The sequence below is a fragment of the Paenibacillus sp. FSL L8-0494 genome (genome assembly GCF_038003695.1).
Taxonomy (GTDB): domain Bacteria; phylum Bacillota; class Bacilli; order Paenibacillales; family Paenibacillaceae; genus Paenibacillus_AQ; species Paenibacillus_AQ odorifer.
The window spans coordinates 5986254-6007772 of the sequence record NZ_JBBOPQ010000001.1; the positions used below are offsets into that span (position 1 = coordinate 5986254).

Here is a 21519-nt window from a genome sequence, read left to right on the forward strand (position 1 = left end):
GAAGAATCTCCAACTGTAGTTTTAACTCTATAGAGCTGATCTTAAGATTTAAAGCTTAAGGCTTAACTGCGTTACGAATAGCTTCTACCTCTGCGGTTTCCATCCCCATCGCATTATCCACTTTAATTTCTTTATTGATCAGCTTTTGCTTCACTTCTTCAGCCTTGGCCTGAAGATCAGCCGGGAATACATTTTTATAAATATCATTCTCAGCAATACCTACACCATCATCTACAAAGCTCAACACATCACGTTTGCCCATTTCTAGCGTACCCTCTTGCAATCTCTTCACTGCACCTAGAATAGCCGTATCAATCTTTTTAATAGATGAAGTAACGATTAGATTTGCTTTTTCACTATCCGTATCGTTAATCAACATTGCCTGATCGGAGTCTACACCGATTGCATATTTTTTCTTCTCTTTAGCTGCGTCAAAGATCCCAAGACCTGTACCCCCAGCCACGTTAAAAATAACATCCACACCGGAGTTATATTGAATTAGAGACAGCTCCTTACCTTTTGCCGGGTTAACAAAATCACCAGCGTACGACACAGCCACTTTTACATCAGGATCAACGTACTGAGCACCTTGAATGTAGCCGACCAAGAAAGCATTAATCCCCGGAATATCCATACCGCCCACAAACCCAATCACATTCTCAGGGGTAGCATTCGGCATATCCGATTGTGTAGCTAATGCTGCTACGGCACCTGCCAAGAAAGATACTTCATTTGTCGCATAAGACATGTTGTACATGTTATCTGGTGCTTCATCGATGTCGGTATCATAATTAATGAATTTTTTGTCTGGATACAATTCTGCCGTTGCATTAAACATCTCTGTAATTTCAGAACCGCCAGAAATAATTACATCCCAATCCTCGGAAGCGATATCGTTAAATGTAGGCTCCCATTTCGTTTTATCAACGCCCATTTCAACAACCTTTGTTACTGCACCTAGTTCATTCTTAACCTTTTGCAAGCCGTTATTAGCGGAATCAAAAAATGATTTATCCCCAAGTGTCCCCGGAATCAGCAATACAACCTTGAGTTTATCCCCTGAACCTGTTTCTCCACCCTCAGCAGCGTTTGATCCAGTATTCGCAGAAGAACCGTTATTGGACGTGTTATTCCCACATGCTGTGACCAGAACCATCACCATTAATAACAACAAAGAAAGAACTTTTTTATTCATTACTCTATTCCACCCCTAATTTTAGTTGGTTAGTAATCCGGCAGAATCCCCATCTTCACCCATTGTATAATTCACGGTTCAAATGGAAATTCTCTTTTTTCCAAATAAAGTATCATTAAAAGTAATAAATTTAACGTTTAGGCTCAAAAATAGCAATAAAAATACCATTATTATTAATAATCCGCTTTATTTCCGAACGAGATGGCCAGTCAGGTTGCGAACTTTCGGATTTATTGATACGATCATAACAAATATTATTAAAAATAATTATATGATTTCGGTCATAGTTTTGTACGATTCGGCTAAAACATAAGTATTGGAGGATCATCATGGATCGTGTTCTATATATTGTAAGTGCCACACATGAGCTAAATACTTATATCCCTCCACACCAGCATGAATGCTACGAACTAGTCTATTATTTACAGGGGGTAGGGACAACCAATGTTGGCCCCCGAAGTTACCATTTTCGCTCCTCTTCTTTCGCGCTTGTGCCACCCAATCATAAACATGACGAGCACCACCGTGAGGATGCAAATGTATTATTTGTAGGCTTCCACTCGGAACACCCTAATATGAGTAATCTGCTCGGCGTATATGAAGATGATAAAGATAAGACCGTTCTTCAAATCCTGCTGCGAATGAAAGCAGAGTTTACACGCAAGCAAGACGGATTCTCTGAGCTTCTAAACCTACAAATGAGCGAGATTACCGTCCATCTTATGAGGCTTCTTAGTGCCTCTGGATATCAATCCCCAACAGAAGACCGAGTACAATATGTCCTTAATTATATGAATGAGCATTATCGCCATAAATTGTCCGTCGAAACACTATCAGAAATGTCCGGATATAGCTACGATCGTTTTCGCCATCTATTTAAAGAACGGTTCGGGTCTTCACCCCTGCGGTATTTGCTGTTAAAACGCCTGGATTATGCAAAATCTCTATTACGTCATACTCAGATGCAAATCTCTGAAGTATCTGCTGCTGCAGGTTTTGTGAACGATGCCCAATTCTGCAATATGTTTAAACGAGAAATAGGTCATACCCCGCGAGCATTCCGCATTAATAATCAATCAGGTTAATCACTAATCAGATTAAAAAAAGCCGTTGAAATAGAGAAACTCCTCTATTCAACGGCTTAATCCTGTAAAACTAAGAACATAAAGAAAAAAGGTTAGTAAGATTGCTTATAAAAGCATTCTTACTAACCTTTTTAAGATACCGGCGAGAGGACTCGAACCTCCACGGTTTCCCACTCGATTTTGAGTCGAGCGCGTCTGCCATTCCGCCACGCCGGCACATATGAACTAAATGGAGGCGCCACCCAGATTTGAACTGGGGATAAAGCTTTTGCAGAGCTTTGCCTTACCACTTGGCTATGGCGCCATGTAAATTTTGGAGCGGACGACGGGAATCGAACCCGCGACCCTCGCCTTGGCAAGGCGATGCTCTACCGCTGAGCCACGTCCGCATAAAATGGCTGGGGATATAGGATTCGAACCTATGAGTGACGGAGTCAAAGTCCGTTGCCTTACCGCTTGGCTAATCCCCAATAACATTTTAAAGTAAAATGGGGCGACTGATGGGTCTCGAACCCACGAATGCCGGAACCACAATCCGGTGCGTTAACCCCTTCGCCACAGTCGCCATATTAAGTTGATATTGTTGCCATTATTCATTTTAAAGAAAATGGGGCGGCCGATGGGTCTCGAACCCACGAATGCCGGAACCACAATCCGGTGCGTTAACCCCTTCGCCACGGCCGCCATATTAAACTTTAGAAAGAACTTGGCAGGGGCAGCAGGAATTGAACCCACACCAACGGTTTTGGAGACCGTTGTTCTACCTTTAAACTATGCCCCTAAAAACTGGTGGAGGATGATGGATTCGAACCACCGAACACTTACGTGAGCAGATTTACAGTCTGATGCGTTTGGCCACTTCGCTAATCCTCCAAGGATGGTGCCGGCGAGAGGACTTGAACCCCCAACCTACTGATTACAAGTCAGTTGCTCTACCAATTGAGCTACACCGGCATGGCACTCATTCTTTTGTGATGATAAATGGTGGCTCGGGACGGAATCGAACCGCCGACACGAGGATTTTCAGTCCTCTGCTCTACCGACTGAGCTACCGAGCCATGATGAAAATGGCGGAACCGACGGGATTCGAACCCGCGATCTCCTGCGTGACAGGCAGGCATGTTAGGCCAACTACACCACGGTTCCAAAAGATATAATTGCTTAAGTTAATTGGTTGCGGGGGCAGGATTTGAACCTGCGGCCTTCGGGTTATGAGCCCGACGAGCTACCGGGCTGCTCCACCCCGCGCCAGTAAAATATGTTATGGTGGAGGCTGAGGGGATCGAACCCCCGACCCTCTGCTTGTAAGGCAGATGCTCTCCCAGCTGAGCTAAGCCTCCATAAACAACAATTGTTATTGTACCAAAGTCCACTAGGATAAATCAAGTGAAAATTTGGTGACCCGTATGGGATTCGAACCCATGTTACCTCCGTGAAAGGGAGGTGTCTTAACCCCTTGACCAACGGGCCATACTAATTAAAAATTTGTGGCGGAGAGAGAGGGATTCGAACCCTCGAGACGCTTGTGGCGCCTACACGATTTCCAATCGTGCTCCTTCGGCCAAACTCGGACACCTCTCCATATGGCTCCCCGAACAGGACTCGAACCTGTGACAACTCGATTAACAGTCGAGTGCTCTACCAACTGAGCTATCAGGGAATATTCATACCAGGCTTAATCGCCTGAAAACTGAATCCGAAACGAATCTGCATTCTAAGTATAGGATAAGCCCTCGACCGATTAGTATTGGTCAGCTCCATGCATTGCTGCACTTCCACCTCCAACCTATCTACCTCGTCGTCTTCAAGGGGTCTTACTAATTGGGAAATCTCATCTTGAGGGGGGCTTCACGCTTAGATGCTTTCAGCGCTTATCCCGTCCGTACGTAGCTACCCAGCCATGCTCCTGGCGGAACAACTGGTGCACCAGCGGTACGTCCATCCCGGTCCTCTCGTACTAAGGACAGCTCCTCTCAAATTTCCTGCGCCCACGACAGATAGGGACCGAACTGTCTCACGACGTTCTGAACCCAGCTCGCGTACCGCTTTAATGGGCGAACAGCCCAACCCTTGGGACCTACTTCAGCCCCAGGATGCGATGAGCCGACATCGAGGTGCCAAACCTCCCCGTCGATGTGGACTCTTGGGGGAGATAAGCCTGTTATCCCCAGGGTAGCTTTTATCCGTTGAGCGATGGCCCTTCCATGCGGTACCACCGGATCACTAAGTCCGACTTTCGTCCCTGCTCGACTTGTAGGTCTCGCAGTCAAGCTCCCTTATGCCTTTGCACTCTGCGAATGATTTCCAACCATTCTGAGGGAACCTTGGAACGCCTCCGTTACTCTTTAGGAGGCGACCGCCCCAGTCAAACTGCCCGCCTGACACGGTCCCCGTACCCGATAAGGGTACTAGGTTAGAACCTAGATACGATCAGGGTGGTATCCCAACGGCGCCTCCACCGAAGCTTGCGCTCCGATTTCTACGGCTCCCACCTATCCTGTACAGATCGTACCCAAATTCAATATCAAGCTGCAGTAAAGCTCCATGGGGTCTTTCCGTCTTGTCGCGGGTAACCTGCATCTTCACAGGTATTAAAATTTCACCGGATCTCTCGTTGAGACAGCGCCCAAGTCGTTACGCCATTCGTGCGGGTCAGAATTTACCTGACAAGGAATTTCGCTACCTTAGGACCGTTATAGTTACGGCCGCCGTTTACTGGGGCTTCGGTTCATAGCTTCGGGTTACCCCTAACCACTCCCCTTAACCTTCCAGCACCGGGCAGGCGTCAGCCCGTATACTTCGCCTTGCGGCTTCGCACAGACCTGTGTTTTTGCTAAACAGTCGCTTGGGCCTTTTCACTGCGGCCCCCTCGTGCTATTCACACTACCGGGGCACCCCTTCTCCCGAAGTTACGGGGTCATTTTGCCGAGTTCCTTAACGAGAGTTCTTCCGCGCGCCTTAGAATTCTCTTCTCGCCTACCTGTGTCGGTTTGCGGTACGGGCACCTTCTCCTGGCTAGAGGCTTTTCTTGGCAGTGTGAGATCATGACCTTCGCTACTATAATTTTCGCTCCCCATCACAGCCCAGCCTTATCGATGTGCGGATTTGCCTACACATCAGCCTCACTGCTTAGACGGACATCCATCAGTCCGCGTCACTACCCTCCTGCGTCACCCCATCGCTCATAGCGGATTACGGTGGTACAGTAATTTCAAACTGTTGTCCTTCGACTACGCCTTTCGGCCTCGCCTTAGGTCCCGACTTACCCTGAGCGGACGAGCCTTCCTCAGGAAACCTTGGGCTTTCGGCGGATCAGATTCTCACTGATCTTTTCGTTACTCATACCGGCATTCTCACTTGTGTAGTGTCCAGCGCTCTTTTCAGTACACCTTCAACCCCTACACAACGCTCCCCTACCCCAGATACATACGTATCTAGCCATAGCTTCGGTGGTGTGTTTAGCCCCGTTACATTTTCGGCGCAGAGTCACTCGACCAGTGAGCTATTACGCACTCTTTCAATGGTGGCTGCTTCTAAGCCAACATCCTGGTTGTCTGTGCAACTCCACATCCTTTCCCACTTAACACACACTTGGGGACCTTAGCTGATGGTCTGGGCTGTTTCCCTTTTGACAATGGATCTTAGCACTCACTGTCTGACTCCCGGCAATAAGTATATGGCATTCGGAGTTTGACTGAGCTTGGTAATCCTTGCGGACCCCGCACCCAATCAGTGCTCTACCTCCACTACTCTTATACCGAGGCTAGCCCTAAAGCTATTTCGGGGAGAACCAGCTATCTCCGAGTTCGATTGGAATTTCTCCGCTACCCCCACCTCATCCCCGCACTTTTCAACGTACGTGGGTTCGGGCCTCCAGTGCGTGTTACCGCACCTTCACCCTGGACAGGGGTAGATCACACGGTTTCGGGTCTACGTCCACATACTAAATCGCCCTATTCAGACTCGCTTTCGCTGCGGCTCCACCTTCTCGGCTTAACCTTGCATGTTAAACGTAACTCGCCGGTTCATTCTACAAAAGGCACGCCATCACCCATAGATCGGGCTCTGACTTTTTGTAAGCACACGGTTTCAGGTTCTATTTCACTCCCCTTCCGGGGTGCTTTTCACCTTTCCCTCACGGTACTGTTTCACTATCGGTCGCCAGGTAGTATTTAGCCTTAGCAGATGGTCCTGCTGGATTCATACGGGGTTTCACGTGCCCCGCACTACTCGGGATCCGTCTCGGAGAGAATACAGTTTAGGTTACAGGGCTTTTACCTCTATCGCGGGCCTTTCCAGACCTCTTCACCTACCATATTCCTTTGTAACTCCATGTGAGACGTCCCACAACCCCTAAGAGCAAGCTCTTAGGTTTAGGCTGTTCCGCGTTCGCTCGCCGCTACTTACGGAATCACTATTGTTTTCTCTTCCTCAGGGTACTTAGATGTTTCAGTTCCCCTGGTCTGCCTCTACATTTCCTATGTATTCAGAAATGAGTAACTGCGAATTACCACAGCTGGGTTTCCCCATTCGGACACCCCCGGATCAAAGCTTGCTTACAGCTCCCCGAGGCAGTTTCGTTGTTCGCCACGTCCTTCGTCGGCTCCTGGCGCCTAGGCATCCTCCGTGTGCTCTTATTAGCTTAACCTTGATTCTTCCGAAGAAAAATCTCACTAATAACATTTACTTGTTTGCACAAGTTGCTAAAAGATGTTCTAAAACGCAAATTCGTTTCGGTATCCAGTTTTCAAGGATCAAGTCTTACTTGAGAGCTTAAACTCTCAAAACTGAGCAACGAGTGAGTAACAGGCCTAAGCCTGAGTTTGGAAGTTAAACTTCCGATTTGAATGTTCTCATTGCAGAGAACGATTCTCCATAGAAAGGAGGTGATCCAGCCGCACCTTCCGATACGGCTACCTTGTTACGACTTCACCCCAATCATCTACCCCACCTTCGGCGGCTGGCTCCCTTGCGGGTTACCCCACCGACTTCGGGTGTTGTAAACTCTCGTGGTGTGACGGGCGGTGTGTACAAGACCCGGGAACGTATTCACCGCGGCATGCTGATCCGCGATTACTAGCAATTCCGACTTCATGCAGGCGAGTTGCAGCCTGCAATCCGAACTGAGACCGGCTTTGATGGGATTGGCTCCACCTCGCGGCTTCGCTTCCCGTTGTACCGGCCATTGTAGTACGTGTGTAGCCCAGGTCATAAGGGGCATGATGATTTGACGTCATCCCCACCTTCCTCCGGTTTGTCACCGGCAGTCACTCTAGAGTGCCCAGCATTACCTGCTGGCAACTAAAGTTAAGGGTTGCGCTCGTTGCGGGACTTAACCCAACATCTCACGACACGAGCTGACGACAACCATGCACCACCTGTCTCCTCTGTCCCGAAGGCCGCTGCTATCTCTAGCAGATTCAGAGGGATGTCAAGACCTGGTAAGGTTCTTCGCGTTGCTTCGAATTAAACCACATACTCCACTGCTTGTGCGGGTCCCCGTCAATTCCTTTGAGTTTCAGTCTTGCGACCGTACTCCCCAGGCGGAGTGCTTACTGTGTTAACTTCGGCACCAAGGGTATCGAAACCCCTAACACCTAGCACTCATCGTTTACGGCGTGGACTACCAGGGTATCTAATCCTGTTTGCTCCCCACGCTTTCGCGCCTCAGCGTCAGTTACAGCCCAGAAAGTCGCCTTCGCCACTGGTGTTCCTCCACATATCTACGCATTTCACCGCTACACGTGGAATTCCACTTTCCTCTTCTGTACTCAAGCCACCCAGTTTCCAGTGCGACCTCAGGTTGAGCCCAAGGTTTAAACACCAGACTTAAATAGCCGCCTGCGCGCGCTTTACGCCCAATAATTCCGGACAACGCTTGCCCCCTACGTATTACCGCGGCTGCTGGCACGTAGTTAGCCGGGGCTTTCTTCTCAGGTACCGTCACTCCGGTAGCAGTTACTCTACCGGACGTTCTTCCCTGGCAACAGAGCTTTACGATCCGAAAACCTTCATCACTCACGCGGCGTTGCTCCGTCAGGCTTTCGCCCATTGCGGAAGATTCCCTACTGCTGCCTCCCGTAGGAGTCTGGGCCGTGTCTCAGTCCCAGTGTGGCCGTTCACCCTCTCAGGTCGGCTACGCATCGTCGCCTTGGTGGGCCGTTACCCCACCAACTAGCTAATGCGCCGCAGGCCCATCCCTCAGTGACAGATTGCTCCGTCTTTCATTCTTCTCTCAGGAGAAAAAAGAAATTATCCGGTATTAGCTACCGTTTCCGGTAGTTATCCCAGTCTGAAGGGCAGGTTGCCTACGTGTTACTCACCCGTCCGCCGCTAAGTTATTTTGAAAGCAAGCTTTCAAAATAACTCCGCTCGACTTGCATGTATTAGGCACGCCGCCAGCGTTCGTCCTGAGCCAGGATCAAACTCTCCAATTAGTATTGAAAAGAGCGATATGCTCATTTTGAAACATCTGACGAGAAAATTAATTCTCTAATTTTGGATTTCACTTACGTGATTTCCTACTCACTCGTTGTTCAGTTTTCAAAGATCAAGCCGTTTATTTCGTCGATGTGTTGTTCAGCAGCGACCTTTATAATATATCACAGCACCCTCGTTTTAGTCAACCTTTTTTTTAATTTCTTTTTTCGGTTGTCTTTCGAATGTTTTCGAAAGCACATCTCTGTGTCAGAGGGACGAGTTATAATTTAACACATGAACAAGGAAAGAGTCAACCATTAATTTTTCTGAATAAATATGAGCGTTTCATATTAGTAAACAAATAAAAAAGAGAGTGCTCAGCCTCTCCCTATCCTTGCTCATCTCTCTATAATTAAACATCTTCTACTGTATCTAATTCATCTCTATAATGTATAGCGGATCGCATGCCCTTCTCCCTCGTGAACATCAGCCCAAGATGTAATCTCTCGGATTAGCGAACGAGAAACCAGCTTTCGTAAAACAAGGGGTAGTTCAGACTCTAATTGACTCAGACCTGAATGCTGCAGTAATTCTTTAATGCTCCATGCTTCCTTACGGCTATTCAAAATATTAAAGAGCAATAGACAACAGTCCGTCATTTTGGACATAATCCCAAATTCACATGCAAGAAGCACAAGCTCCACACGTTGCTCTAAGGTCTCAGTACTGACCGTTAACTCCTCATAAAGTTTATGAACAGAGGTATTCATGCTTTTAACCTGCTCCCAAATAGCTGGCTCGGGGAAAGCACCCACTTCACTCACTTCTATTCTTGCCCAATGATATAAGGCTATCAATACACAGTTGTAAGCATCCATAATAAAGCCAGCCTCTATATAGCGCTTGGATTTCACATACATATGCAAAAAGCGGGCAAACTCCATAAATGCGACCCGTTCCTTGATCGGTCCTTCAAATTGCAATATCTCGCTGCGCATTTCCTCGAGTATTCCCTTGGGGTCCCAGATCACTTCCCCCCTCATCAAACTGATAAGAAGTTCGTTATTATCCCCTGCCATAACAGCCTGCTCCAAAGCAAATAGGCCGATATGGACTGACTGGGTCCGTTGGTCACCGGCAATGGTATGGCGAACAATATGCTCTCTATCCTGTTCTTCATGCAATACTAACACTATCATATCAAAATCTTGAAGAAGTGCGCTTTGAAACGGAATATCCCCATTCTGCCGCAAAACGACCGCTCCTAAAACATTCTCATCAAACGTTTCTCCACTCAACAAAGTTACATTGGACAGTTCCATGCTTCCCTCCATTAAATTTGGCGATTTTGCGTCCAGTCAGTTATAATTCAGTTATAATTATTATTCTACATATGAAAGACAGTTCCTTCTGGACAACCCAACTATATTTAGTTAGGAGCAAACACTCATGAAGTTTAAAACGGCTAAGATCAACGCTTTTCGCACATGGGGATTACTGCTCACAATGCTCGGAATGGGACTTATGGTTTTGGGTACAGCGGGCATCGTGTTTTGGGGCTCAACTGGAAAAGTATTCGCTGGAATCGGTCTTGTAATCGGTTTAATCTCAATGATGGCAAGTCTTGCAATCTATTTCTGGGCTGGGATGCTGTCAACTAGCGCAGTCCAACTGGAATGCCCTGAATGTCACAAGCTGACCAAAATGCTGGGCAAAACAGACCGCTGTATGTTCTGCCATACCATCCTTACTATGGATCCAGCTGAGGCCAATATTACTGCGGAACAACTTAAGAGTCAGCAGCTTAATCAATAAAACACATCTTACAGAAGCTTATTACTAGCGATTTATAATGCAATCAAACATTTGCTTAATACAACAAAGGGGCCCCTATATTGGGAGCCCCTTTGTTTATTATGAATGAAATAATAATTACTTATGAATCCCTTGTAATGCCTCCCACGCAGACAGATTACTAAAGCTGCGATTCCATGAACCGATGCCACCAAGCCCTAAAGACTTAGCAAGCTCAACTCTAGCTTTTAAAGAAACTTTGTCTTCGATCCATATTTTTTTAAGAGCGCCATCTTCCTTATACTCAACGTAATTCTGCCCAGCTGCCTTATCAAAGGTTGGGGTTAGCTTCTTCTCTTTAATAATTTTTTCAACGGCATTCATACTAACCGATTTAGAGCTTACTTTGGTCTTGCCATCCACCTGGGCCTCAGTCCAAATTCTAGTATACAGTGGAATCCCTAGAATCAGCTTCTCAGGCGGCACATCGTCTTCCTCTATGATCCGGCTTAACGAGCTTTCTACCCACGGCAGAGACGCAACAGAGCCCGCTACAGGACTAGCAGCCCAATGCTCGTCATAAGCCATAACAATAAGATAATCAACTACTGAATTAAGAGCCCTACGATCAAGGAATGCTGACCACATCTCACTGTTGGATTTAGGGGTTACGTCTATGGAGACGATTAAGTTTTTGGCTTGAGCCATAGGTTTTAGCTCTCGCATAAATTGTGTAACATTCTCCCCGTCTTTCGTATATACATTCTCAAAGTCAATATTAATTCCATCCAGCTTGTATAAATCTGAATACTCGAGGATCTGTACGATCGCGTTCATCCGCTTCTCATAGCTCGACAATGCCTCAGTGGTTATGTCTGGTTCAAAGCTATTGCTGAGCAGCCCCCATACTTCCAAACCGCGCTCATGGGCCCACTGCACATACGTACTATCAGCCTGACTGCGCACATTCCCATCACCATCTATGATACTGAACCAAGTCGGGCTAGCCACGTTAACGCCCGGTAGCTCACCGAATGTACTTGGGTCAGGTTTGCGTTGATAAACAGCTTCCCAATACAAATTCACTGACTTCCCTTTCCAGCTTCGTTCTGCCCGTGAGGGAGTGGTGCTTTTGGGTTCCACTGTCTTTTGACCGTCCGAGATAATATCACTAGCCTTGGCATAACCCGCGTAACCGCTGCTTAACTGCACATACAGCCAGTCCTCATTTTCCTTATTCCAAATACTCACACTGGCTCCTGGGGACATATCCGCCACGATGGGTGCGTGAATCGACGCTTCGTTGCGAAGAGCGACTGTCTTATCTCCTGCTTCACCTTTCACTTTCCCCAGAGGTACAGTCTCCCCTGCTATCATTAACAGCACAGCCCCGGTGGTCGTATCCTCTTCAATTTCAAATCCATAAAGGTCCTCTAATACATCTGCAGGAAGATAGGTTATCTTCTCCTTAACTTCAGGTGCCAGCCGCAGCTGCAGCGGACGATTGTTCAGACTAGCATCGGTTTTATCCTCTTGCATATATAGAAGTTCACTTTCCGTTGATAGGATGACCGATTTAGTCTTTTCTTCATAACGAATAGAGGAGTCCACATGTTCCTGCAGTAATGGTAAAGGCAAAAGCATGCTATCACCGGTCCCTGATGCGGAATATCCTGTTAGCTCTCCTTTTACGAAGATAGGATGTTCTAGGCCTTTCCAGTCTGGATCGATGTGCTGGCGATTTGGCAATACAAAAAACACAACCCAATAAGCTGCTGCCGCAATGAGCAAAAGTCCAAAAAAGCGTCGGAAAAGACCTCCGCGCTTTTTAACGCGTTTTTGTCTATATCTTCTGTCCAAAATATATCCTCCAAATACTAGATGATTTTAAGTTAAGTCTAACAATACGATTATAACATCCACTTGGTTCCGGATAACCAGTATAAGTTAGTCATTTTCACTATATTTTGTTATTTTGAAAAAAATAAAAACGTGAGTCCTCCGCTTTCGGATTTCACACGTTTATTGTGTAGCTTGGCTATACGCCCTTGAGTACTGTAGTATTCTGTCTTATTGTTGCTTCTCTCTGCAACATTTGCAAACTCCATGCAATTCCATACGCAAACCCGTAATTTTGAAGCCCGTTTCCTGCTCCGCATGTATCTCTACATCATGAAGCGATGGATAACTAAAATCTTCAATCTTACCGCATAGCTGACAGATGACATGATAATGATCAGATACATTGGCATCAAAACGACTGGAACTATCCCCGTAGGTCAACTCGCGAACCATGCCGGCTTCCATAAACATCTTGAGATTATTATATACAGTTGCAACGCTCATGCTCGGAAATTTCGGCTCTAGCGCCCGGTATATATCGTCAGCTGTAGGATGATTCATTGCTTCCATCAAATACGTAAGAATCGCATGACGCTGGGGCGTTATACGGACACCTGTTGTCTTTAATTGTTCCAGTGCATGTTGTACTCCACTCCCCATTACTGTCACCGCCTTTTGAATTTAAAAATAAAAGAAGTACTTCTTAAGATTGTAAGACTGGTTTTTCAATGTTGTCAACGAAGTCTATACATTATATTTATTATTATATAAGAAAAATTACTTTTTTCAATATTTCCTAACATTTAGATTGCTATTTCCTTCAACATGAAGCTTGAACTCACCGGTCCCCACTTCACCTGATACTTTTTTCTTATCAATTGTAAGTTCAGGCAAATCTGAAGTAATATCACCATATCCACTGGAACCATTCACTGTATAGTTGCTTAACACTGGCAAATACAATTGAATATCACCAACTGCGCTATAAATATCCCAGTCTCCAGCGACATCTGAAGAGCGAACATCAATGGTACCATTTAGAGATTCGGCATGTAGCTTGGATCTGGCTCCATCAACCTCTAAATTACCGTTTTTAGTAGTAATATCGATATCATTGCTATTTCCGATCGCACTAATATTGCCGACAGCCGTCGATAATTTCAAAGCACCGGTAACATCCCAAGCATTCATATTGCCACCGCTCGTCGTTAAATCAACGCTGCCTTGAACAGATCTGGCACGGACAGCTCCATTCAGTGTTTTTCCCTTAACATTACCAAAGATACGATGAAGGATCAGCTCTCCATTCCCCGTTTCCAGAGAAATGTCTTCAATGGCTTCTACATTCTGCAATGTGATCCCGCCATTCATGGTGCGAACATCGAGGTTAAAGCGGCGATCCTCCGGCAAGTAAATATCTAAATCCATGCGTGGCTGGCGTTTGCCGGATTCTCCATAAGCCTTGCTATTTGAGGTTATTTTTATGTTGGGCCCTTCAACAACGTCCACAAAGGACTGTTCTGAAATAGCTTCAGCCATCGGCCCATCCAACTGATCTACCCAAACTGTCGTCGTAATTTGAATATCATCCACTGGAGCGCGATGCAATAAAATATCGCCATTAATACTATCAATAGATATTTTGGCTGTATTTAATTCCACCGGAACAATTAGCGGGGCTTTCTGATATTTGCTGCCTTTAGCCTCACCATAATCCACTGCTGCTGCCGTCAGATTAAGACTGACATTTTTCCATAGATATAAATAATGTTCTTGCTCCGCAACAATAAATACACTCACAGCTAGCAATATAGCGGATAAAAGCCCACGTAAATCCAATCTGATTCTGGTTCCCTTGGCTGAACGGTTAGAGAAGATAAACATCAGCAGGAACTCAATCCCCCATAACACCGGGATGACTGGCCACCACTTCAAGAGCAGGAGCATATAGTCAGTTCCCTCTCTCCAATCCAAAAACAAAGGAACAGAAATAGCTATCAGCAATACAGAAGCCGTATATCTTCCTACGCGCCGCTTGCGAGGTTCATTGTCTTTACGCTGCACAACTGCTCTGGCAATTTCTCTAGCTCCTATAAATAAGCCACCGCATACTATAATGACAGATACAGCCATTTCAGCATAATGTTCAATAAAGAACTGGAGCCATGTTGGTTTTTGCCGGAACAGAATAAGCAGGGCGCCCCCTAATAGCAGTAAGAGCCCAAAGGATATCCCAGGCTCGCTGACGATACTACGACGCTTAGGAGCCACGTTTGCTTTGGTCACAGGGATATCAAGCTCATGATCCTCTGGGAAGCGAAGAAGCCTATCCGCTGATTGCAATACGTCATACACGTTATAAAAATAGATCGCCGGAATAATGAGCGCAAGTAAAATAAGTAGTGGAACATTAATCTGCATCCCGATGGATGAGAAATACAATAAAGCTGAGATATCCAAAAGAATTAGAAAGATGAAGGTGATCCCTTTTCGGAGAAGCCCAAAATACAAATGCCCCGTCCCAGGGATGAGAGCTGCCAGCAGTCCAGCGATAAATTTACGTTTGCGGTGGCGCCGCTTCGGACGCGGAGGAATAATCCTCTTCTGTATCTCATTCTCCTTAGTCTCTATATCAACAGAATCTTGCAGTTCTTCCTGCTCTGGGAGCATTGCAGAGTCATGTTTCATTTTGGACTCCTCCTTTCGTAAATAGTTGTCTATGAATATCTTTTTTCAAAGAGAACCACTCCGATGAAATTCAATCAATTCAACTCCTGGAGCGACTTCCTCCACACCGGTGGGCATAAAGCCATGTTTACTGTACAACGAAACGGCGGGTGTATTCTTTTTGCCTGTCGACACAATGAATTGCTCCATCCCTGCAAAATGCTCAAATACATATTCCAAAAGATGGCTAGCAATACCTCTGCGAAAAAAGTCCGGCCCCACCATCATTCGTGTAATCGTCAATTTGCCAGGAGATTCTTCCTCTACAGCAACAGCACCCATTAGTTCCTCATCTTTATCGAAGCAGCCATAAAAATCCTCTTTAGAGCTGCTCAGCATTTCTCTCGTCTCCATCAAAGGTGGAATTTCACGAAAGCCGATTAGTTCAGCTTCCAGTCTATAGGCCTTATGCTGAAGACTCCATAATTCATTAACGGTGCTTTCATCCTGCAGATTTAGCTTGTTAATTGTATTCATCCTAACCAGTCCCCTTATATGCCGCTAAGGGCCTGCCGTTGCCGACAAGCCCTTAGCTTATTACATAAGTATATTACCCCAAGTATAAACGCCTTCGGCGTCCTTTTATGGACGACAAGCGTTTAGCTGCTCAATACCTCGATGAGAAGTTTATTAGCAAGACCCGGATTCGCCTTACCTTTACTTTCTTTCATAACTTGTCCGACCAGGAAGCCGATTGCTTTCTGTTTACCTGCTTTATAATCTTCCACAGATTGCGGATTGGCGGCTACGACTGCTTCCACAATCCCTTTAATAGCACCTTCATCGCTGATCTGCACCAGACCTTTTTCCTCTACGATAACAGCTGGCAGTTTACCGCTCTCTAGCATTTCTTTAAATACTGTTTTAGCGATTTTGCTGCTGATGGTTCCGGCTGCAATCAGTCCGATCATCTCGCCTAGCCCTTGTGGTGTAATTTGTACCTGCGACAACTCCAGATTATTACCATTCAAATAGGCAAGCAAGTCACCCATAATCCAGTTAGCTACAGCCTTGGCATCCTGCGTATAGGCAAGACATCCTTCGAAAAAGTCCGCTAACAGTTTAGAGGATGTAATAACGCCTGCATCATAAGCTGTCAGGCCCAGTTCCTCGCTATAACGAGCTTTCCGTGCATCCGGAAGTTCTGGAATCGTTGAACGAATGGATTCTTTCCAAGCATCATCAATATGCAGAACGATCAAGTCCGGGTCCGGGAAGTAACGATAATCATGCGCTTCTTCTTTCCCGCGCATCGATAATGTTTTCCCTTGTGCTTCATCCCAGCGGCGAGTCTCTTGCACAACAACTCCACCATCATCCAGGATCTCAGCCTGACGATATTGCTCATACTCCAGTCCACGCAATACACCGCGGAAGGAGTTCATGTTCTTAAGCTCTGCTCTAATGCCGAATTCCTCTTGTCCTTCTGGGCGTAGACTGATGTTCGCGTCACAGCGCATCGATCCTTCTTCCATCTTGACATCGGATACGTCACAATACTGCATAATCGCACGGATTTTCTCCAGATAAGCACGAGCTTCCTCAGGAGAGCGCAGATCAGGCTCGGATACGATTTCGATAAGCGGTGTTCCCACCCGGTTAAAATCGACAAGCGAGGCAAAACCGCCATCTACGTGCGTAAGCTTACCTGCATCCTCTTCCAAATGAAGACGAGTAATGCCGATCCGTTTGGTCTCTCCATTAACTTCAATGTCGATCCAACCGTTCAGCCCGATAGGCTGATCAAATTGTGAAATCTGATAAGCTTTTGGTGAATCCGGGTAAAAATAGTTCTTGCGGTCGAATTTGCTAACATCACCAATGGTGCAATTCAGCGCCATCGCTGCTTTCATAGCGTATTCTACCGCTTGTTTGTTGAGCACTGGCAATACGCCGGGGTGACCCAAGCAGACAGGACAGGTATGAGTGTTAGGTGGGGCTCCAAATTCAGTGGAGCATCCGCAAAAGATTTTGGAGTTGGTATGAAGCTCTACGTGAACTTCCAAGCCGATGACCGTTTCGTATTTAGACATAAGTAATCCCATTCCCTCCTTTACTACAGCTGTGGACGCTGCTTGTGATGATCTGTATTTTGTTCAAAGGCATGAGCGACACGCAGAATCGTGCTCTCGTCAAATTCCTTACCGATAATTTGCAGACCTACAGGCATGCCTTCCGCAAAACCACACGGAACGCTCACAGCAGGAATACCCGCCAAGCTTACAGGAATCGTGAGAATATCGTTCAGATACATGGTCAGCGGATCTTCAGTCTGTGAGCCCAATTTGAATGCTGTCGTTGGCGCTGTTGGCCCGATGACCACATCATATTTTTTAAAGATGTCATCAAAGTCCTGTTTAATCAAAGTGCGTACCTTTTGTGCTTTTAAATAGTAAGCATCGTAATACCCGGAGCTGAGTGCATAAGTACCCAACATAATACGGCGTTTGACCTCAGGGCCAAAGCCGCGGCTGCGGGAATTAAGATATAGATCAAGCAATCCTCCGCCTTCATCTACACGTGCGCCATAACGCACACCGTCAAAACGCGCAAGGTTAGATGAAGCTTCCGAAGAGGACAGCAAATAATAAGCTGCTACTGCGTATTCCGTATGCGGTAATGATACTTCCTCCCAGACAGCACCCATTCCTTCCAGCACTTTAAGTGCAGACAAGACTGTCTCACGCACAGAAGCATCGACACCTGCTCCCAAATATTCCTTAGGTACAGCAATGCGAAGTCCGGAAACATCACCAGTCAGTGAACTCAAATAATCAGGAATTTCTACTTTAGCAGAAGTAGAGTCTTGGGCATCATAACCAGCAATCGCTTGAAGCACATAGGCAGAATCCTCTACATTACGTGTTAATGGTCCTATCTGATCGAGTGAGGAAGCAAAGGCTACCAGCCCGTAACGTGATACAAGACCGTAAGTAGGTTTGAGACCTACAACACCACAATAGGAAGCTGGCTGGCGGATGGAACCCCCAGTATCCGAACCTAGTGAGAAGAACACTTCGCCCGCAGCTACTGCTGCAGCAGATCCGCCACTGGAACCGCCCGGCACACGTTCTAAATCCCAAGGATTGCGTACAGGACCAAAGCTTGAATTCTCATTAGATCCGCCCATTGCGAATTCATCCATATTTAATTTACCGATTGTTACGGCATCTGCCTGCTGCAATTTAGAAGCTACAGTAGCGTTATAAATCGGCTGGAAATCGCTCAAAAATTGGCTGGCACAAGTTGTGCGCAGGCCTTTAGTTACAATATTATCCTTGATTCCGGCAGGAAGACCAAACAGCAATCCACGTGCTGCTCCGGATGCCAGTTTATCGTCCAAAGCGCGTGCTGTCGCACGTGCGCCCTCCTCGTTCAAGGTCAAAAATGCATTTACGTTCTTATCCCGCTCAGCGATAATCGCCAGCGATTCTTCAGTCAGTTCACTGACCGATACCTCTTTAGCAGTTAACATGCGGTGTACTTCAGGCAATCGATTTTGAAACAGGCTCAAGATTCTTCCCCCTTTCTAATTATGTAGTTATTCCAAAACAGCTGGAACCTTGAAATGTCCGTCTTCATCATCTGGAGCGTTAAGAAGTGCTTCCTCTTGCGTAAGGCTATCCTTCACAACATCCTCCCGCATTACATTGCTGACTTGCAGCACATGCGTGGTCGGCTTTACATTCTCCGTATCTAGCTCATTTAATTTCTCGGCATATTGTAAAATAGCATTCATTTGTTCTGTAAAGGTTGCCTCTTCTTCCGGGCTCAGCTGCAGACGAGCCAGCTTGGCCACATGCTGCACATCTTTAACGGTAATGCTCATAAGAAAAATCCCTCCTGTTTAAAGGGCTAAAGCGCCCGGATAACGTTTTTAATTATATTGTAGAAGCTTGGACAATTCAATGATGGGCTGTAAAACAAACGCTCCTTTATCAAAGTGAAGGGGATTCCTACACATTTTAAAGGAGCGTATCGTTCATCAATATATAGGGATTGTCATTTCCAGCTGCGGAATATATTCGACTGCCGGGTATCCATTATTGTCTAGCAAATTTCGTTTTCCACTACCCTCTCCAGTATATTTGTAGAAAAAGGTTTTGATTGTCAGTGCTTTTACATCCTTGGGCAGCGGTACAATATTAACATCCTCTTTAAGACTATAATGGATTGTGTCATCTATCTTTTTCGAATCCGACCAACCATTGGTGCCGTTTACATATTGCAACAGGTTACCTTTATCATCATAGACTTCATAATTTAATGCCAGGTTATTGGTATCTGTCAGATAAGTATAAGGAATACCCTCGAGGGCTACAGCACTCATCCGTATTTGTGTAGTTGCCGGAGTCTGTGTAATCTTCTCCACTGTGGTCGTTACATCATTGTAAGTTTGACTGATTCCGGGTTGCTGAACAATATTATGACTCGTATCCTTTTTTACAGGAATTTCAATTTGAAAATCATCATCGATTCCGGACAGACGACCTTTTACTGTCATTTGGAACTGCTCTGGTAAAGTAATGCCTCCCTCATCATAGGATTTCTCTGAAAATTGCAAAATCAACGATTGTTCATCTACTCCCGGAGAAAGGATAAGGCCAATATTGTGTTTAAAAGAATCCTCTTCTTCCTCCCCAGCAGCGTTTAAAGGCTGTCCATCAATAAATACCTGCAAATCCTGAATGTCTCCACTGAATACTCCCTCTTCATCTTCACCTTCAAGTTTCAACGCTACAGAAAGCCGTGTGCCGTCATATATAACTTCATTAGCACGGATAATAACATCTTGAACCTGATCACTGGTATCAACTGCAGTCGTTAAGCCTTGGCGACTCGCCGCTTGAAGTCCCATATCACCTGCGAGCTCAAAAATACTATTGACTAACGGAATACGTTCCAGCGACCTAGCCAATGCGGGAGAAGTAAAGCCGCCTCCAAGCACGATAACCCCCAAAACAAGAGCTGCCCCGAAGCCAAGCGCTGTCCTCTTAACATTACGAAATTCGTGCGTGGATCTCTTTATCTTCACATGATCCAGCATTGTATACGTATCCTCTTGACGTTGGCGAATCATAGAGGGAAGCTCATTTGCCGGGAGGATGTCCATATCTTTCAAAAGCAATTCAAGCTCTTGCGCTGTTCTCTTCTTCATCTGTTCCATCCTTTCTAAATATCATTAGAATCCATTCAATAAGTTTTTTCTTGCTCTGTAGAGGCGCGATTTGACTGCCGTTTCGGAAATATTCAGAAGATCGGCAATTTGCTTAACGGGCATGTCCTGAAAATAATGCAGCGATATCACGGTCTGGAGCGAAGTATCCAATCGTTCTACTGCTTCCCGCAGCTCAATTTTCTCATATTCTGCACCGGAGGAATGGCATTCCAAAGCAGTAAGGGGATCTCCAAACTCCACAATATTTGTCCGCTTGCGTTGGAGCTTATGACATTCGTTTATAAGGATGCGAAGCATCCATGTCTTGAAAAATTCTGGTTGCCGCAATCCATGGATAGACCGGTAAGCCTTTAGGGTGGCTTCCTGCATGGCATCTGCACATTCCTCGTCCCTGCCCAAAATAGATCGGGCCATGCCGTACATTTCAGGTTCAATCTGCCGGCATAGCTGGATAAACGCTTCTTTATCGCCATTTCTCGCTTTTTGAACAGCGGTTATCATCTTCACTTGAGGTTCTCCTTTATTTAAGTTAAAACGCCTATACCGCAGATCTGCATTCTCGTATTCGGCTCTCAATAATTTAGATACATAAAACAGGAGATTGGTTGTATACCAAAAAAATAAAAAACAAACTTTCGAAAACTATAAAGAAGGAATAAAAGAAAAGATTTTGAAAATGATGTGTAAATTCAGAGGATTAATGTGGGGGAAATACTTTTTATGACAAAACAAAAAAGCCGGCTTGCGCCGGCCTTCCTTAAATCCAAGCTCGAAGATTCACTTGTTTGATGAAATCCGCTTGGGACATGCTTTCGCTTGACGTTGATTCCGTCTCTTCTATATCCATATCTTCACCGTTCATCAAATGATGGAACAGCTTCTCATTGTACGTGGACAAAGCGTAATCAATCAACGCTTCATGCGTTGCTCTTTCAGCCTCAGCTACTAATAAATGTTCTTCCGCCTCAATGTCCTCAGCCGGAACATAAAAGTTCCTATTCGCCTCTGGTACACGAATAACATAGTCAAACGCATTATCGGGATTGCGGTCGTAAGCAATTAGGTAGCCGTATTCCCCGATAGGAAGACTCTGCTCGAAAGCGTCCGCAACAATGACAATCTTCTCTCCTAAACGCAGCATCGCCCTACCTCCTAACCCCAAAATCTTTCAAGATTTTGCTTGTTTCAACAGTCTACTAAAAAAAGATAGAACTGTCTAGTTGAAGGCTGGCCGATCCTACAAATTCTATGAAAATATACTATATTTAATAAAAACA

14 protein-coding genes, 16 tRNA genes and 2 rRNA genes are annotated in these 21519 nt (G+C 45.7%); 2 read left to right on the forward strand and 30 right to left on the reverse strand.

Features of this window, described 5'->3' with window-relative positions; genetic code table 11:
* Positions 1 to 55 precede the first annotated feature (55 nt).
* On the reverse strand, positions 56 to 1195 hold the full coding sequence (locus NYE35_RS26925; protein WP_341122260.1) for a BMP family ABC transporter substrate-binding protein: 1140 nt from the start codon (positions 1193 to 1195) through the stop codon (positions 56 to 58).
* A 329-nt stretch (positions 1196 to 1524) separates the two neighbouring features.
* On the opposite strand from NYE35_RS26925, the gene NYE35_RS26930 reads away from it, so the two are divergent.
* A complete protein-coding gene (locus NYE35_RS26930; protein WP_076296415.1) occupies positions 1525 to 2280 on the forward strand; it encodes an AraC family transcriptional regulator in 756 nt (251 codons plus the stop codon).
* A 137-nt stretch (positions 2281 to 2417) separates the two neighbouring features.
* Here NYE35_RS26930 and NYE35_RS26935 read toward each other — a convergent pair.
* The 19 genes from NYE35_RS26935 to NYE35_RS27025 form a co-directional block, all read right to left on the reverse strand.
* Positions 2418 to 2496, reverse strand: a tRNA-Leu gene (locus NYE35_RS26935).
* A 14-nt stretch (positions 2497 to 2510) separates the two neighbouring features.
* A tRNA-Cys gene (locus NYE35_RS26940) sits at positions 2511 to 2584 on the reverse strand.
* A gap of 10 nt (positions 2585 to 2594) precedes the next feature.
* Positions 2595 to 2669 (reverse strand) — tRNA-Gly (locus NYE35_RS26945).
* Between the two features lie 6 nt (positions 2670 to 2675).
* Positions 2676 to 2750: transfer RNA gene (locus NYE35_RS26950), tRNA-Gln, on the reverse strand.
* A gap of 19 nt (positions 2751 to 2769) precedes the next feature.
* A tRNA-His gene (locus NYE35_RS26955) sits at positions 2770 to 2845 on the reverse strand.
* A 43-nt stretch (positions 2846 to 2888) separates the two neighbouring features.
* Positions 2889 to 2964 (reverse strand) — tRNA-His (locus NYE35_RS26960).
* 23 nt (positions 2965 to 2987) lie between these two features.
* Positions 2988 to 3061, reverse strand: a tRNA-Trp gene (locus tag NYE35_RS26965).
* A 6-nt stretch (positions 3062 to 3067) separates the two neighbouring features.
* Positions 3068 to 3153, reverse strand: a tRNA-Tyr gene (locus NYE35_RS26970).
* 5 nt (positions 3154 to 3158) lie between these two features.
* Positions 3159 to 3234: transfer RNA gene (locus tag NYE35_RS26975), tRNA-Thr, on the reverse strand.
* 28 nt (positions 3235 to 3262) lie between these two features.
* A tRNA-Phe gene (locus tag NYE35_RS26980) sits at positions 3263 to 3338 on the reverse strand.
* Positions 3339 to 3348: 10 nt separating this feature from the next.
* Positions 3349 to 3426, reverse strand: a tRNA-Asp gene (locus NYE35_RS26985).
* A 25-nt stretch (positions 3427 to 3451) separates the two neighbouring features.
* Positions 3452 to 3528, reverse strand: a tRNA-Met gene (locus NYE35_RS26990).
* 16 nt (positions 3529 to 3544) lie between these two features.
* Positions 3545 to 3620, reverse strand: a tRNA-Val gene (locus tag NYE35_RS26995).
* 55 nt (positions 3621 to 3675) lie between these two features.
* A tRNA-Glu gene (locus tag NYE35_RS27000) sits at positions 3676 to 3750 on the reverse strand.
* Positions 3751 to 3768: 18 nt separating this feature from the next.
* Positions 3769 to 3861 (reverse strand) — tRNA-Ser (locus NYE35_RS27005).
* A 3-nt stretch (positions 3862 to 3864) separates the two neighbouring features.
* Positions 3865 to 3940, reverse strand: a tRNA-Asn gene (locus NYE35_RS27010).
* Between the two features lie 61 nt (positions 3941 to 4001).
* Positions 4002 to 6928 (reverse strand): 23S ribosomal RNA (locus NYE35_RS27015).
* 231 nt (positions 6929 to 7159) lie between these two features.
* A 16S ribosomal RNA gene (locus NYE35_RS27020) occupies positions 7160 to 8717 on the reverse strand.
* The 16S and 23S rRNA genes sit together here with 16 tRNA genes alongside, the layout of an rRNA operon.
* Positions 8718 to 9143: 426 nt before the next feature.
* Positions 9144 to 10022 carry a nucleotidyltransferase-like protein gene (locus tag NYE35_RS27025; RefSeq protein ID WP_036680149.1) on the reverse strand — a complete coding sequence of 293 codons (879 nt, stop codon included), beginning with the start codon at positions 10020 to 10022 and terminating at the stop codon, positions 9144 to 9146.
* 127 nt (positions 10023 to 10149) lie between these two features.
* On the opposite strand from NYE35_RS27025, the gene NYE35_RS27030 reads away from it, so the two are divergent.
* The gene (locus tag NYE35_RS27030; protein WP_036680151.1) at positions 10150 to 10515 is read left to right on the forward strand and encodes a DUF2614 family zinc ribbon-containing protein; all 366 of its coding nucleotides are present in this window, start codon (positions 10150 to 10152) and stop codon (positions 10513 to 10515) included.
* Positions 10516 to 10632: 117 nt separating this feature from the next.
* On the opposite strand, the gene NYE35_RS27035 is transcribed toward NYE35_RS27030, so the two are convergent.
* The 10 genes from NYE35_RS27035 to NYE35_RS27080 all read right to left on the reverse strand — a co-directional run bounded on the left by NYE35_RS27035 (position 10633) and on the right by NYE35_RS27080 (position 21383).
* Positions 10633 to 12354, reverse strand: a complete 1722-nt coding sequence (locus NYE35_RS27035; protein ID WP_341122262.1) for a glycosyl hydrolase family 18 protein — start codon at positions 12352 to 12354, stop codon at positions 10633 to 10635.
* A 210-nt stretch (positions 12355 to 12564) separates the two neighbouring features.
* Positions 12565 to 12996 (reverse strand): peroxide-responsive transcriptional repressor PerR, encoded by a 432-nt coding sequence (gene perR / locus NYE35_RS27040; RefSeq protein ID WP_036680160.1) that lies wholly within the window; start codon positions 12994 to 12996, stop codon positions 12565 to 12567.
* Positions 12997 to 13122: 126 nt separating this feature from the next.
* On the reverse strand, positions 13123 to 15024 hold the full coding sequence (locus NYE35_RS27045) for a DUF4097 family beta strand repeat-containing protein (protein ID WP_341122264.1): 1902 nt from the start codon (positions 15022 to 15024) through the stop codon (positions 13123 to 13125).
* 45 nt (positions 15025 to 15069) lie between these two features.
* A complete protein-coding gene (locus NYE35_RS27050) occupies positions 15070 to 15540 on the reverse strand; it encodes a GNAT family N-acetyltransferase (protein WP_036680161.1) in 471 nt (156 codons plus the stop codon).
* Positions 15541 to 15662: 122 nt separating this feature from the next.
* Positions 15663 to 17108: an Asp-tRNA(Asn)/Glu-tRNA(Gln) amidotransferase subunit GatB gene (gene gatB / locus NYE35_RS27055; protein WP_036680163.1), complete on the reverse strand. Its 1446-nt coding sequence runs from the start codon at positions 17106 to 17108 to the stop codon at positions 15663 to 15665.
* An 11-nt stretch (positions 17109 to 17119) separates the two neighbouring features.
* Entirely contained in the window at positions 17120 to 18577 is a 1458-nt protein-coding gene (gatA, locus tag NYE35_RS27060) for an Asp-tRNA(Asn)/Glu-tRNA(Gln) amidotransferase subunit GatA (RefSeq protein ID WP_036680165.1), read from the reverse strand.
* Between the two features lie 27 nt (positions 18578 to 18604).
* On the reverse strand, positions 18605 to 18892 hold the full coding sequence (gatC, locus tag NYE35_RS27065) for an Asp-tRNA(Asn)/Glu-tRNA(Gln) amidotransferase subunit GatC (protein ID WP_036680166.1): 288 nt from the start codon (positions 18890 to 18892) through the stop codon (positions 18605 to 18607).
* 156 nt (positions 18893 to 19048) lie between these two features.
* Entirely contained in the window at positions 19049 to 20221 is a 1173-nt protein-coding gene (locus tag NYE35_RS27070) for a DUF4179 domain-containing protein (RefSeq protein ID WP_341122266.1), read from the reverse strand.
* A 24-nt stretch (positions 20222 to 20245) separates the two neighbouring features.
* Positions 20246 to 20743, reverse strand: coding sequence for a sigma-70 family RNA polymerase sigma factor (locus NYE35_RS27075; protein WP_036680329.1), 498 nt, complete (start codon positions 20741 to 20743; stop codon positions 20246 to 20248).
* A gap of 256 nt (positions 20744 to 20999) precedes the next feature.
* Positions 21000 to 21383 carry a hypothetical protein gene (locus tag NYE35_RS27080; protein WP_036680170.1) on the reverse strand — a complete coding sequence of 128 codons (384 nt, stop codon included), beginning with the start codon at positions 21381 to 21383 and terminating at the stop codon, positions 21000 to 21002.
* Between the last annotated feature and the right edge of the window lie 136 nt (positions 21384 to 21519).

Excerpts from the sequence above, each read along its gene's own strand:
- NYE35_RS26930 (WP_076296415.1), top strand. The coding sequence starts at position 1,525 with ATGGATCGTGTTCTATATATTGTAAGTGCCACACATGAGCTAAATACT.
- gatB (WP_036680163.1), bottom strand. The coding sequence starts at position 17,108 with ATGGGATTACTTATGTCTAAATACGAAACGGTCATCGGCTTGGAAGTT.
- NYE35_RS27045 (WP_341122264.1), bottom strand. The coding sequence starts at position 15,024 with ATGAAACATGACTCTGCAATGCTCCCAGAGCAGGAAGAACTGCAAGAT.
- NYE35_RS27080 (WP_036680170.1), bottom strand. The coding sequence starts at position 21,383 with ATGCTGCGTTTAGGAGAGAAGATTGTCATTGTTGCGGACGCTTTCGAG.
- NYE35_RS27025 (WP_036680149.1), bottom strand. The coding sequence starts at position 10,022 with ATGGAACTGTCCAATGTAACTTTGTTGAGTGGAGAAACGTTTGATGAG.
- NYE35_RS27075 (WP_036680329.1), bottom strand. The coding sequence starts at position 20,743 with ATGATAACCGCTGTTCAAAAAGCGAGAAATGGCGATAAAGAAGCGTTT.
- gatC (WP_036680166.1), bottom strand. The coding sequence starts at position 18,892 with ATGAGCATTACCGTTAAAGATGTGCAGCATGTGGCCAAGCTGGCTCGT.
- NYE35_RS27030 (WP_036680151.1), top strand. The coding sequence starts at position 10,150 with ATGAAGTTTAAAACGGCTAAGATCAACGCTTTTCGCACATGGGGATTA.
- perR (WP_036680160.1), bottom strand. The coding sequence starts at position 12,996 with ATGGGGAGTGGAGTACAACATGCACTGGAACAATTAAAGACAACAGGT.
- NYE35_RS26925 (WP_341122260.1), bottom strand. The coding sequence starts at position 1,195 with ATGAATAAAAAAGTTCTTTCTTTGTTGTTATTAATGGTGATGGTTCTG.
- NYE35_RS27070 (WP_341122266.1), bottom strand. The coding sequence starts at position 20,221 with ATGAAGAAGAGAACAGCGCAAGAGCTTGAATTGCTTTTGAAAGATATG.
- NYE35_RS27050 (WP_036680161.1), bottom strand. The coding sequence starts at position 15,540 with ATGAATACAATTAACAAGCTAAATCTGCAGGATGAAAGCACCGTTAAT.